An 11,780-nucleotide genomic window follows, 5' to 3' on the forward strand; every position below is an offset into this window, starting at 1 on the left:
TCGGGAATGCATTCCCCACGCGGCATATATCCCAGCGACATTGCAACGCATCCGGATGCGGCAAGCAAGGAGACGGTATGGGCGCAACACATCTGCCCTCCACCGAGTTCGATGGAACGGAACTGGACGACCAGCTCGAGGCGCAGGCCGAGGCTGCCCTGGGCGTGCCTCCGTCCGAGATGGTCCAGCTTCTGGGCCCTGACGGCACATTGGGCACGGACCCGGTGTTCTCCGAGTATGCCGGGCGGCTGGATGCCGAAAAGCTTCGGGGTTTCTATGCGGACATGGCCGCCATCCGCCGGTTCGACCAGGAAGCAACCGCGTTGCAGCGGCAGGGCCAGCTGGCGCTGTGGGTGCCGCTGACGGGTCAGGAAGCGGCCCAGATCGGGTCCGGCCGGGCCAGCCAGCCGCAGGACTACATCTTCCCCACCTACCGTGAACACGGCGTTGCCCTGACCCGCAACGTGGACCTCGCCGAACTGCTGAAGCAGTTCCGCGGCGTCTCCAACGGCGGCTGGAATCCCAAGGACACCAACTTCCACCTGTACACCCTGGTGCTCGCTGCGCAGACGCCCCATGCCGTCGGCTACGCCATGGGCATCCAGCGCGACCAGCGGCTGGCCGAAGCCCAGGGCGTGGAGGGTTCAGCCGAGCCGAAGGCCGCCGTTATGGTCTACTTCGGCGACGGCGCCAGTTCCGAGGGTGACGTCCATGAATCCATGGTGTTCGCCTCCTCGTACAACGCCCCCGTGGTCTTCTTCTGCCAGAACAACCACTGGGCCATTTCCGTGCCTACCACCGTGCAGACCCGCATCCCGCTCTCCAACCGCGCCAAGGGCTACGGCTTCCCGGGCATCCGGGTGGACGGCAACGACGTCGTGGCTGTCCACGCCGTCACCGAGTGGGCGCTCGAGCACGCCCGCCAGGGCAACGGCCCGGTGCTGATCGAGGCCTACACCTACCGGGTGGGCGCGCACACCACCGCCGACGATCCCACGAAGTACCGCGAGTCTTCGGAAGAGGCCCTGTGGCGCGAAAAGGATCCGCTGGACCGGCTGGAGAAGTACCTCCGGGCCGAGGGCATGGCCGACGACGCCTTCTTCGCCCGGGTTGCCGCCGAGGGAGACGAGCTCGCCGCCTACATCCGCAAGTCCACCTACGAGTCGGACGCCCCGGACATCCGGACAGCCTTCGCCAACACGTACGTCGAGGCGCACCCGCTGGTGGCGGAGGAACTGGCGTGGTTCGAGGAGTACAGCGCGGGCTTTGCCGGCGAGGACGAGGGAGAAGGGGCAGGCCGCTGATGACCACCATGACCATTGCCAAGGCCATCAATGAGGGCCTGCGCGCCACGCTCAGCAACAACCCCAAGTCGCTCCTGATGGGCGAGGATATCGGCCCCCTCGGCGGTGTCTACCGCGTCACCGACGGCCTGATCGGCGAGTTCGGGCCGGACCGGGTAGTGGACACCCCGCTCGCGGAATCCGGCATCGTGGGCACGGCGATCGGCCTTGCCCTGCGCGGCTACCAGCCCGTTGCCGAGATCCAGTTCGACGGCTTTGTCTTCCCCGGCTTCAACCAGATCACCACCCAGCTGGCCAAGATGCACTCGCGCAGCAACGGCAACCTCACGGTCCCGGTGGTCATCCGCATCCCCTACGGCGGAGGCATCGGCTCCATCGAGCACCACTCGGAATCACCTGAGGCGCTGTTCGCGCACACCGCGGGGCTGCGCATCATCACCCCGTCCAACCCCCACGATGCCTACTGGATGATCCAGCAGGCCGTGAACTGCCAGGACCCGGTCATCGTCTTCGAACCCAAGCGCCGCTACTGGCTCAAGGGCGAGGTGGACACCGAATCCGCGGGCCCGTCGGCGGATCCCTTCAAGGCCCACGTGGTCCGGGAGGGAACCGACGCCACCGTGGTGGTCTACGGCCCGCTCGTCCCCGTTGCCCTTGCCGCCGCCAATGCCGCGGCCGAGGACGGCCGAAGCATCGAAGTGATCGACCTGCGCTCCATTTCGCCGATCGACTTCGACGCCATCGAAGCCTCCGTCAAGAAAACCGGCCGGCTGGTCGTGGCCCACGAGGCGCCCACCTTCGGCGGCATCGGCGGCGAAATCGCTGCCCGGATCAGCGAGCGTGCCTTCCTGTCACTGGAAGCGCCGGTCATCCGGGTGGGTGGCTTCCATATGCCGTACCCCGTGGCCAAAATCGAAGAGGATTACCTCCCGGACATCGACCGCATCCTTGAGGCGCTGGACCGCACCTTCGCGTACTGACGCCCTTAGCGCAGCAGCGCCTGCTGACACTTTCGCCCACAGTTGCCTCCGCTCCGGCCGGAGTGCCGAGCTTTCGAACCCGAGGATCCCATGACGCTTAACAAGTTCAACCTCCCCGACGTCGGTGAGGGCCTGACCGAGGCAGAGATCGTTTCGTGGAAGGTCAAGCCCGGCGACGAGGTGGCCATCAACGATGTCCTGTGCGAGATCGAAACGGCCAAGTCCCTCGTGGAACTGCCGTCTCCCTTCGCCGGGACCGTCACCGAACTGCTGGTGCCGGAAGGTGCGACTGTCGACGTCGGGACCGCCATCATCAGCGTTTCCGACACGATGCACGGCGACCCCACGCCGGCAGACGCACCGGTGCCGGCAGAAACTGCCCTGATGTACGGAAAGCTCCCGGCGGACGCCGAGCCTGCTGCCGCCGGTGAAAAGTCCGACGGCGGTGCTGCCGCCGGCGGCCTTGCCGCCGGGCCGCTGGTGGGTTCCGGCCCGAAGGCCGACGCCGTGAAGCGGCGCCCGCGCCTGGCGCGGACGGCGATCCCGGCAGACTCCATGCACGGGGCTCCGGAGGTGGAACCTGTCCAGCCCAGGTCCGCTAAGGAAGTACTCGAGGACGCTCCGGCCAGCCCCGGGCCGGTAGCGGCGTCGGCCGTGACGAGGCGGCCCGAATGGACCCCGGCCATCGAGGGCGAGAAGCCGACCTTCGGCGGCGCCATTTCCGGGCTCATGAACCGTGTCCTGGCCAAGCCACCGGTGCGCAAGATTGCCCGCGACCTGGGCATCGACCTGGCCGACGTCGTGGCCACGGGCGCGCGCGGTGAGGTGACGCGGGAGGACCTGGTCAGCTACCAGGCGCAGCGCGACGCCGAAGTGGACAAGGCGGACACCTTCTGGGGGACCTCAGGCCGTCCACAGGAGCAGCGGATCGAGCGGATCCCGGTCAAGGGCGTCCGCAAGGCCACGGCGAAGGCCATGGTGGAGTCGGCGTTCTCGGCGCCGCACGTGAGTATCTTCGTGGATGTGGATGCCAGCCGCACCATGGAATTCGTCAAGCGGCTCAAGGCGTCGCGTGACTTCGAGGGCATCAAGGTCTCCCCGCTGCTGATCCTGGCAAAGGCTGTCATCTGGGCAGCGGCGCGGAATCCGAGCGTGAACGCCACCTGGGTGGACAACCCGGACGGCAGCGACTCCGCCGAGATCCACATCAAGCACTTCATGAACCTGGGCATCGCTGCGGCCACGCCCCGCGGGCTCATGGTCCCGAACATCAAGAACGCCCAGGATCTGTCCCTCAAGGAACTGGCACTGGCCCTCAACGAGCTTGCCACCACCGCGCGCGCCGGCAAGACCCAGCCCGCGCAGATGCAGGGCGGTACGCTGACGGTCACCAACATCGGCGCCCTCGGCATCGACACCGGAACCCCGATCATCAATCCGGGCGAAGTGGCCATCGTCGCGTTCGGCACCATCAAGCAGAAGCCCTGGGTCCTGGACGGCGAGGTCATCCCGCGCTGGATCACCACGCTCGGCGGATCCTTCGACCACAGGGTTGTGGACGGCGACCTTTCAGCCCGCTTCATGGCCGACGTGGCCGCCATCCTGGAGGAGCCGGCCCTGCTGCTCGACTGACCTGCTGCCCGACTGCCCTGCTGCCGGCCACCTGGCCTGCTCGACTGGAAGGGTCCCGGAGGCGTACCCTCCGGGAAAAGGGGGGTGGACCGGAGGGACGGGGTTCCCATGGGTGAGGACCGCGGGATCATCAGCATCCGCGTGAAGAACCGCGTGGCCCGCGTCATCAGCGAGGCCCTTCAGCCGCCCATCACCGTGGCGCTGCTGCTGCTTCTCAGCCCGGCGATGGAACCGGGCTTTCCGGGCACTGTCTGGTTCGGCGCGGTGGCGGTGCTGTTTGTGTGCGTGCTGCCGCTGGCCGCCGTCGTTCTTCTGGTCCGGCTCGGGAAGGTGACGGACCACCACGTCAGCGACCGCAGGCAACGGGCGCCGGTACTCGCCATGTCCGTGGTGTCACTGCTCGCTGGGCTGGCAGTGCTCATGGCCATCAACGCCCCGTACAGCGTCATCGTGGTGGTGCTCGCCATAGTGGGCGGTGTGGTGGTGCTCGCCGTCATCAGCCTGTTCTGGAAAATCAGCGGCCATGCCGGGGCCATCGCCCTGACGGCGATCATCTCGGTGCTGATCCTGGGCGTCCAGTGGCTTCCGTTGCTGCTGTTGATTCCCGCGGTCGGCTGGTCCAGGGTGGTGCTCCGCGCCCACACCGTGGCGCAGGTTGTGGCCGGTGCCCTGGTTGGCGGCGGTGTCACCGCAGGGCTGTGGTGGCTGTTGCGCGAGCTTCTGGTCAGGATCGGCTGACGCCGGGCGTGGCTTAGTAGGCCGCGTAGGAGCTGGCCAGCAGCTGCGCCATGGCCGGGTCGGCGGACATGCCTGACATGCTCACGGCGGCGGCCAGCATGACGCCGCACACGGCGGCGATGCCGGTGCTCACGAGGGTGAGGAACTTCCAGTCCTCGCGGACGACGCTCTTGAGCGTGTCGGGGAGCTGCAGGTCGGGGGAGATGAGGTTTGGTGCGCTGTCCACGGAGCCGTCGTCGAGGAGGGCGATGACGCGGTCCGCGGAGCGGTCCACGCGCATGGCGCTGATGTGGTTGCCGTGGCGGGCAAGGAGGATGTCGTGGCCGACGAGATGGCGCCGCTGGAGTGTAAGCACAGTGTTCCCCTGAAAGGTAGTCTTTGGGTTGTCCACACCATCGGGGGCACCTCCAATTTTATCTTTCAGGGCATGCCGGATTGCCGGAAAACAGGGTGAGGCTGCCCACCAGCCCGGGTGATCCCCGTCAACTCACGCCCGCGGCGCGCGCCTGACCACCGCTAGTCCGCGCCGTAGGTATTGGCAATGTAGACGTCACAGGAAGCACTGTGGGCGACGCTGTTCGCCACGCTTCCCAGCACCCGGCCCAGGCCCTGCATGCGGCGGTTGCCCACCACGATCATCTGCGCCTCAAGGCGGTCCGCCTCCCTGACCAAGGCCTCGGCCGGTTTGCCCCGCGCCGAGGAGTACGTGATGTTCAGCCCGCCGCCGGCCAGGCCGGCAGCGACGTCCCGGGCCACCTTTTCGGCTTCCCCGGCATCCGAGACGATCCACCGGTCGCTGCCGCTGCCGAACACCTCGGTCCGGTCGGTGTCGAACGCGGATATGACGTGAAGCCTGGCGTCCAGCGCCGCCGCCAAGTCCCGCGCCACTTCCGCTGCCTTGCGGGCAGTGCCGCTGCCGTCAACGCCCACAATGATGGTTCCCGCCATGGCCCGATCTCCTTCGAATAGGTTGTGTTCAGTCTGCCGCCCGGCTCAAGGCAGTGCGTCTATGGCTTCCTGCAGCACCGGCGCCAGGCGCCGCACACCCTCGGCGATGGCCTCCGGCGGAACCGCGCTGAACGCCAGGCGGATCTTGTTGGATGGCGCATCCGAGTGCGTAAAGGCGGCACCGGGAATGAAGACGACGCCGGCATCAATGGCCTTTTGGAGCAGGGGATAGGTGTCCACGCCCTCAGGCAACGTCACCCACACGAAGAACCCGCCCTGCGGCCTGGTCCAGGTGAGCCCGTCCGGCATGTGCTCCTCCAGTGCTGCCAGCATCGCGTGGCAGCGCTCGGCATACAGGCCGCGATACGTCCCAATCTGGCCCTTCCAGTCGTAGTCCCGCAGGTAGGCCGAGACGAGCATCTGGTTCAGCGTGGGCGGGCAGAGCGTCACCGCCTCCGAGGCCAGGTAGTAGCGGCGCTGCAGGTGGGCCGGAACCAGGGCCCAGCCGATGCGCAGGCCCGGGGCAAAGATCTTGGAGAACGAGCCCATGTAGATGACGTCGTCGGGGTTGCCTGCCCGCAGCGGTGCCAGGGGCTCGCCGTCGAACCTGAGCAGGCCGTAAGGGTTGTCCTCAAGCACCAGGACGTTGGCACGTCTGCAGATGTCCACGACCTGCTGCCGGCGCTCCTGGGCCAGCGTGATGCCTGACGGGTTGTTGAAGTTAGGGATGGTGTAGAGGAACTTGATGTTTTTCCCGGCCGTCTGGAGCGCCGCGATCCGGGCCTCAAGAAGCTCAGGCACCAGGCCGTCATCGTCCATGGGAACGGCCTCCACCTGGACCTGGTACGCCTCGAACGTGTTCAGCGCCCCCACATAAGTGGGTTCCTCAACGAGGACCACGTCGCCGGGATTGCAGAACACCTTGGTGGCCACGTCCTGCGCGGACTGCGACCCCGCAGTGATCACCACGTTCTCCGGCCGGGCGTCGAGGATGCCCTCGGCGGCCATGACGTCGCAGATCTGCGTGCGCAGCTCCTCCGTGCCCTGGCCGCCGCCGTACTGCAGCGCCGTGAGGCCGTCCTCGGCGATGATCCGGGCGGCGGTGCGGGCAAGCTTTTCGAGCGGGAGGGACTGCAGGTAGGGGCTGCCGCCCGCTAGCGAGACCAGGCCGGGCCGCATGGAAATGTCGAAAACGTCCCGGACCGCCGACTGTTTGATGTTCGCGGCACGCTCCGAGAACAGTTCATCGTGTCGGTGGGCTGATGTGGCGGCCCGCTCGATGGCATCAATGGCTTCGGCGGGAAGGACGGCTGCGGCGGCGTCAAGTGTCTCGTGGGTCACAGTCCCAGAGTACAACCATTGGTTGCTGATTAGGCAACAGCTGTTGACAGCAAAAATTGGTGCTGATTCTCCGGGCCGTGCGGGTTGCGGCTTTACCTCTGGTGCGGCAGGGCATGGAATGGAGCCATGACGCAATCCGAGCCCTCGCCCGCAATGTCGCGGCCCACAATGTCCCAGCCCACCATGTCCCAGCCCACCGCGTCCCAGCCCGCCCCGTCCCCGTCCGCCGTGTTCCAGTCCACCAAGGCCGAGGCCTTCCGGCAGATGCATGCCGGCGGCACCGCGCCGCTGGTGCTCGTGAATGTCTGGGATGCGGCATCGGCCCGGGTCGTGGAGAAGGCCGGCGCGCGGGCGATTGCCACGTCCAGTTCGGCCATCTCCTGGAGCCTTGGGTTTCCGGACGGCAGCCACGTACCGCCGGCCCTGGCGTTCGACGCGCTGCGCAGGATTGCCGCGGCCACGGATATTCCGGTCACCGCGGACATCGAATCCGGCTACGCGGGCGCGGACGGCGCCTTCGACGACGGACGGCTCCACGAAACCGTCGCCGCTGTGCTCGGGGCCGGCGCGGTAGGGGTGAACATCGAGGATTCGGGCGGGGAACGCCTCACTGCCGTCGACGAGCAGGCCCGCAGGATCCGCTTGGTCCGCAGCATCGCGGCCGAAACCGGGGCGGACCTGTTCATCAATGCCCGGACCGACACGTACCTCTCCGGGCAGTTCGGAGATTCCGCCTTCGCGGAAACCCTGGCTCGGGCCGAGGCCTATCTTGCCGCCGGGGCAGATGGGATTTTCGTTCCCGGCGTGACGGACCTCCATGTGCTGCATGAACTCAGCCGGCGGATAGCCGCGCCACTGAACGCCCTTGCCGGGGTGGGGTCGGCGTCTGTGGGTGAACTGCACGACGCCGGCGTGCGGCGGGTCAGCATCGGCGGCAATGCCGCCAAAGCGGCTTACGCAACGGTTTCCCGCGTGGCGGCCGAGATCCTGGGCGACGGCAACTGGTCCGGTCTGGCCGGCGCGCCGAGCCACGCTGACATGGATGCGCTGTTTTCCCGGCCCGGTGCCGGTAAGGGCTAGCGAAGTCCGAGGACTTCCGTCAGCGGCACACCGCTGACGTAAATCTCCGCCCGGACGGCACCCACAGCCGTGACGGCTGTATGGGTGAGTTGCGCTTCGATCCGCGGAAGATCGCAGACACCGCCGGGCTGCACCGCGCCCGTCAGGTTCACCACCACGGTGGTGCCGTCGAGGTAGCCGGAGACGTACTGGAGCGAGGACGCTGAGAGTGCGTTGTACAGGCCGCTCACCGGCGGCGCCCCGGTACCGGACAGCAGCCTGCTCATGGCGGCCTGCAGCGGTTCGGTGATGGAGGAGTCAGCATTGTGGACCGCCACCAGGCTGTCATTGCAGCCGAAACGCACACCTGACCTGCCGCCGTCGTCGATCGCGACATAGTACACGGCAATGCCGGCGCCGGAAGCCTCACCGGTCCCCGGCGAACTGGAACCGGATGCTGCTGAACCTGGTGCCGTGGAGCCGGCTGTGGCGCCCATTGCCGGTTCGGCGGCAGCCGGGCCGGCCGCGGCGCCTGAGGCGGGCTGCTGTCCGGCTCCGCCTGGCAGCTGTGCGTGCACGTCTGGAGCGGCCGCGCCGCCCCCGAGGGTGCCGGAGGGAAGGCCGCCCTGCCCCGATCCAACCGCCGGCGGTACGCCGGCCGTCCCGCCGGGGTCCGGGGCGCCGGAAACGGACGGAGCGGCGCCCGGAAGGGCGGAGCCGGAAACCCCGGCCGACGTCCCCTGACCTGCTGTCCCCTGACCTGTCATGCCGGAACCGGAAGGATCCTGCCCGGAGGCGCCCAGCGCCGGTCCGGAGACGGTCGCGCCTTCCTGGGGAGGATTCACCGGAGGCGCGGGGCGGGGTTCGGGTGCCGCGGCAGGGGCGGGCCCGGCGTCGTACGCATTTTGGAGGGGAGCGCAGGAGGCGAGCCACAAGGGAAGCGTGAGGCAGAAGGCGGTGACCGCCGTCGTCAGCGGTCTGGCTCCCCAGCTCAACTTCATGACTGCACCGCACTCCCTGCCCCGGCACGTCCCGTACCTCAACGTTACGGCGGGGCAGCGGGCCGGGGAACGGTGCCCGGATGTCAGTTTGGCCGCAGCTCAGTCACGGATTGGTTGCAGGCCGTTCCGGTCCCGCCATGCAGGGCCGGAAACGGCACACGCCCCCGGCCGCTGGGAGGCCGGGGGCGTGCGGAAGGGGGATGCTTAGGCGGCTGCGCCGGCAGGCTCGACGGCGGCAAGGGCATCAAAAAGGCCCTTGATCTGCTCAACAACCTCGGCGTCGTCCTTGGGGTGCGTTTCCGCGAAGCGGACCATGGAGCCGGGGACTGCCAGCTTGGCGTCCTCCAGGACGCGGGCGCCGGCGATGCCGACAGCCTTGCGGGCCTCGTCCTGGGCCCACACTCCGCCGAACTGGCCAAAGGCGGTGCCGACGACGGCCGTGGGCTTTCCGGCGAGGGCGCCGGCGCCGAACGGGCGGGACAGCCAGTCGATGGCGTTCTTCAGCGAGGCGGGCATGGTGCCGTTGTGCTCGGGGGTGACCAGCAGCAGGGCATCGGCCTGGCCGGCTGCCTCACGCAGGGCGGCCGCGGCAGCCGGAACCTGGCCTTCGACGTCGATGTCCTCGTTGTAGAACGGGATGTTGCCCAGGCTCTCGTGGATCACGATGTCGATGCTTTCCGGGGCGTTCAGCTGGATGGCTTCGGCAAGCTTGCGGTTGTGGGAGTCGGCGCGGAGGCTTCCCACCAGGGCGAGGACGGTGCTCTTGGACATGTGAACTCCTAGGGTCTGGCCGCGGAACGCTCCGCGGCGAGTGGTTCGTGGAGGCAGTAGGTGCCTTCATCCAGACTAAACGGACTGCGGTCCGGATATTATTCCCGGGTCTAGAATGCTTTGTGTGAGCCTCATCCCAATCCGCTCCGAATCGACGCCGGGCAGCGGGTCCACGTCCGGATCCGCGCCGCCCGCGCGGGCAACGCCGGGATCCGCAGCGGAACGCAGCGATGCTGCCCGGAACCGGGAGCTGCTCCTGTGTGCTGCCCGGCAGCTTGTGGAGGAATGCGGCGCCGACGGCGTGACCATGGACAAGCTGGCGGAGCGGGCAGGGGTGGGCAAGGGGACGGTGTTCCGCCGCTTCGGCAACCGCGCCGGCCTCATGATGACCCTGCTGAGCGACGCCGAGGCCGATTTCCAGGGGCGCTTCATGTTCGGGCCGCCACCGCTTGGCCCCGGAGCGCCGCCACTGGAACGGCTGATTGCCTTCGGCGCCGAACGCATCCGCTACGTGATGGAGTACGGCGAGCTGGCCAGGGCCGCCGAGGCGTCCCTGCACAACAGGTTCGAGGCTCCCCCGGCAGTGCTGTGGCACCGGCACATCGAGCACCTGCTGCGCTCGGCGGGTTTCAGCGCGGACCCATGGCTGATGGCCATGTCCCTCAGCGCAACCCTGGAACCTGAAAGGCTGCTGCATGCCGTGCGCGTACAGCACATTTCACCCGAGCGGCTGGAAGAGTCCTGGCGCGAGCTGGCCACCCGCGTCGTCGGAGGGGCGGATCCGGCAGCTGATAGCTGAATCCGGCTGAAGCGGGACCGGCCCAGGGGGTAGCGTGGCACCATGAGCACCGATTCCGCCACTCCATCGACCCCCATCCGCACTGCCGTGGCGGGATTCGGCCTGTCAGGCCGGGTTTTCCACGCGCCGCTGATCGCGACGGACCCCAGCTATTCGCTGGACGTCATCGCCACCTCGGATCCCGGCCGGCAGGCGGCCGCCGCCGCGCAGTACCCGGGCGTGAAAACGGTGCCCGACGGCGATGCCGTCCTTGCGCTGGCCGCCGACCTCGACCTCGTGGTGCTGGGGACGCCGCCGGCCACCCATTACCCGCTGGCCAAAGCCGCGCTTGAGGCCGGCCTCGACGTCGTCGTCGACAAGCCGTTCGCCGTCACCAGTGGCCAGGGGCAGGAGCTGATCGAGCTCGCGGAGCGTTTGGGGCGCGTGCTGACCGTGTTCCAGAACCGCCGCTGGGACGGGGACTACCTCACCGTCAAAGCCTTGCTCGACGGCGGAGTGCTGGGTGAGGTCACGCGGTTCGAATCACGCTTCGAGCGGTGGTCGCCCGAGGTGTCCAAGGCCTGGAAGGCGGAGGCCACGGTGGCCGACGGCGGCGGCGTCCTCTTCGACCTCGGCACCCACCTCCTGGACCAGGCCCTGCAGCTCTTCGGCCCGGGCACCGTGGTCCACGCCGAACTCCAGGCCCGGCGCCCGGGCGAAAGGACAGACGACGACTGCTTCGTGGTCCTGCGGCATGACAGCGGCGTGCTCAGCCACCACTGGATGAACATGCTCTGCGCCCAGCAGGGACCGCGCTACCGCGTGCTTGGTTCCAACGGCGGCTACACCAAGCATGGCGTTGACCCGCAGGAGCCGTACATCGTGGCCGGCGGCAGTCCGCTGGACGAGGAATACGGTGTGGAGGCCGCCGAGTGGGCCGGCCAGCTGGGCCGCGACGGGCACCTTGACCGGCTGCCGACCGAACGGGGCAGTTACCCGGAGTTCTACCGGATACTCGCGGCCAAGATCTCCGACGGCGGCACCGCCTCATCCTTGCCGGTGCCGGTAGACCCGTCCGGCCCCGTCGAGGTGCTGAAGCTGATCGAGCAGGCGCGGTCGCTTTAAACGCCGATCGACTGCTCCCCACCGGCCCCCTCGCCTCGCAAGCTCGGCGAGGGAACCCTGCCGGCGTGGGCCCAAACTGCCGTTCTGGGGGTCCAAAAGGGCG

12 protein-coding genes are annotated in these 11,780 nt (G+C 68.2%); 7 read left to right on the forward strand and 5 right to left on the reverse strand.

Translation table 11 applies throughout. The features are described 5' to 3' along the window. Positions 1-77 precede the first annotated feature (77 nt). The 4 genes from pdhA (at position 78) to ACFUTU_RS05845 (ending at position 4,654) form a co-directional block, all read left to right on the forward strand. A complete protein-coding gene (pdhA, locus tag ACFUTU_RS05830; RefSeq protein ID WP_377961834.1) occupies positions 78-1,304 on the forward strand; it encodes a pyruvate dehydrogenase (acetyl-transferring) E1 component subunit alpha in 1,227 nt (408 codons plus the stop codon). Continuing rightward, a complete protein-coding gene (locus tag ACFUTU_RS05835; RefSeq protein ID WP_377961837.1) occupies positions 1,304-2,284 on the forward strand; it encodes an alpha-ketoacid dehydrogenase subunit beta in 981 nt (326 codons plus the stop codon). The genes pdhA and ACFUTU_RS05835 overlap by 1 nt, the downstream gene beginning before the upstream one ends. Positions 2,285-2,374: 90 nt before the next feature. Then, positions 2,375-3,916, forward strand: coding sequence for a dihydrolipoamide acetyltransferase family protein (locus ACFUTU_RS05840; protein ID WP_377961840.1), 1,542 nt, complete (start codon positions 2,375-2,377; stop codon positions 3,914-3,916). Between the two features lie 108 nt (positions 3,917-4,024). Then, positions 4,025-4,654 (forward strand): phosphatase PAP2 family protein, encoded by a 630-nt coding sequence (locus ACFUTU_RS05845; RefSeq protein ID WP_377961842.1) that lies wholly within the window; start codon positions 4,025-4,027, stop codon positions 4,652-4,654. Between the two features lie 13 nt (positions 4,655-4,667). On the opposite strand, the gene ACFUTU_RS05850 is transcribed toward ACFUTU_RS05845, so the two are convergent. The 3 genes from ACFUTU_RS05850 to ACFUTU_RS05860 all read right to left on the reverse strand — a co-directional run bounded on the left by ACFUTU_RS05850 (position 4,668) and on the right by ACFUTU_RS05860 (position 6,943). Then, the gene (locus ACFUTU_RS05850; protein ID WP_377961845.1) at positions 4,668-5,009 is read right to left on the reverse strand and encodes a hypothetical protein; all 342 of its coding nucleotides are present in this window, start codon (positions 5,007-5,009) and stop codon (positions 4,668-4,670) included. A 161-nt stretch (positions 5,010-5,170) separates the two neighbouring features. Beyond that, entirely contained in the window at positions 5,171-5,602 is a 432-nt protein-coding gene (locus ACFUTU_RS05855) for a universal stress protein (RefSeq protein ID WP_377961848.1), read from the reverse strand. A gap of 45 nt (positions 5,603-5,647) precedes the next feature. After that, the gene (locus ACFUTU_RS05860; RefSeq protein ID WP_377961851.1) at positions 5,648-6,943 is read right to left on the reverse strand and encodes a PLP-dependent aminotransferase family protein; all 1,296 of its coding nucleotides are present in this window, start codon (positions 6,941-6,943) and stop codon (positions 5,648-5,650) included. Between the two features lie 126 nt (positions 6,944-7,069). Between ACFUTU_RS05860 and ACFUTU_RS05865 the strand changes: the two genes are divergently transcribed. Next, complete coding sequence (locus ACFUTU_RS05865) at positions 7,070-8,023, forward strand: isocitrate lyase/phosphoenolpyruvate mutase family protein (RefSeq protein WP_377961854.1); 954 nt, start codon at positions 7,070-7,072, stop codon at positions 8,021-8,023. Here the strand turns inward: ACFUTU_RS05865 and ACFUTU_RS05870 are convergent. Both ACFUTU_RS05870 and ACFUTU_RS05875 read right to left on the reverse strand, forming a co-directional pair. Beyond that, positions 8,020-9,003 carry a hypothetical protein gene (locus ACFUTU_RS05870; protein WP_377961857.1) on the reverse strand — a complete coding sequence of 328 codons (984 nt, stop codon included), beginning with the start codon at positions 9,001-9,003 and terminating at the stop codon, positions 8,020-8,022. The two genes, ACFUTU_RS05865 and ACFUTU_RS05870, sit on opposite strands and share 4 nt — an antisense overlap. Positions 9,004-9,207: 204 nt before the next feature. Continuing rightward, positions 9,208-9,774 (reverse strand): NAD(P)H-dependent oxidoreductase, encoded by a 567-nt coding sequence (locus ACFUTU_RS05875; RefSeq protein WP_377961859.1) that lies wholly within the window; start codon positions 9,772-9,774, stop codon positions 9,208-9,210. Positions 9,775-9,898: 124 nt separating this feature from the next. Here ACFUTU_RS05875 and ACFUTU_RS05880 point away from each other — a divergent pair, with 124 nt between their 5' ends. Together ACFUTU_RS05880 and ACFUTU_RS05885 are read left to right on the forward strand one after the other, a co-directional pair. After that, positions 9,899-10,573 carry a TetR/AcrR family transcriptional regulator gene (locus ACFUTU_RS05880; RefSeq protein WP_377961862.1) on the forward strand — a complete coding sequence of 225 codons (675 nt, stop codon included), beginning with the start codon at positions 9,899-9,901 and terminating at the stop codon, positions 10,571-10,573. Positions 10,574-10,615: 42 nt separating this feature from the next. After that, positions 10,616-11,677, forward strand: coding sequence for a Gfo/Idh/MocA family oxidoreductase (locus ACFUTU_RS05885; protein ID WP_377961865.1), 1,062 nt, complete (start codon positions 10,616-10,618; stop codon positions 11,675-11,677). Positions 11,678-11,780 lie beyond the last annotated feature (103 nt).

This window comes from Arthrobacter sp. NPDC057388 (assembly GCF_042668165.1).
GTDB lineage: Bacteria > Actinomycetota > Actinomycetes > Actinomycetales > Micrococcaceae > Arthrobacter.

Excerpts from the sequence above, each read along its gene's own strand:
- pdhA (WP_377961834.1), top strand. The coding sequence starts at position 78 with ATGGGCGCAACACATCTGCCCTCCACCGAGTTCGATGGAACGGAACTG.
- ACFUTU_RS05835 (WP_377961837.1), top strand. The coding sequence starts at position 1,304 with ATGACCACCATGACCATTGCCAAGGCCATCAATGAGGGCCTGCGCGCC.
- ACFUTU_RS05840 (WP_377961840.1), top strand. The coding sequence starts at position 2,375 with ATGACGCTTAACAAGTTCAACCTCCCCGACGTCGGTGAGGGCCTGACC.
- ACFUTU_RS05845 (WP_377961842.1), top strand. The coding sequence starts at position 4,025 with ATGGGTGAGGACCGCGGGATCATCAGCATCCGCGTGAAGAACCGCGTG.
- ACFUTU_RS05855 (WP_377961848.1), bottom strand. The coding sequence starts at position 5,602 with ATGGCGGGAACCATCATTGTGGGCGTTGACGGCAGCGGCACTGCCCGC.
- ACFUTU_RS05865 (WP_377961854.1), top strand. The coding sequence starts at position 7,070 with ATGACGCAATCCGAGCCCTCGCCCGCAATGTCGCGGCCCACAATGTCC.
- ACFUTU_RS05870 (WP_377961857.1), bottom strand. The coding sequence starts at position 9,003 with ATGAAGTTGAGCTGGGGAGCCAGACCGCTGACGACGGCGGTCACCGCC.
- ACFUTU_RS05875 (WP_377961859.1), bottom strand. The coding sequence starts at position 9,774 with ATGTCCAAGAGCACCGTCCTCGCCCTGGTGGGAAGCCTCCGCGCCGAC.
- ACFUTU_RS05885 (WP_377961865.1), top strand. The coding sequence starts at position 10,616 with ATGAGCACCGATTCCGCCACTCCATCGACCCCCATCCGCACTGCCGTG.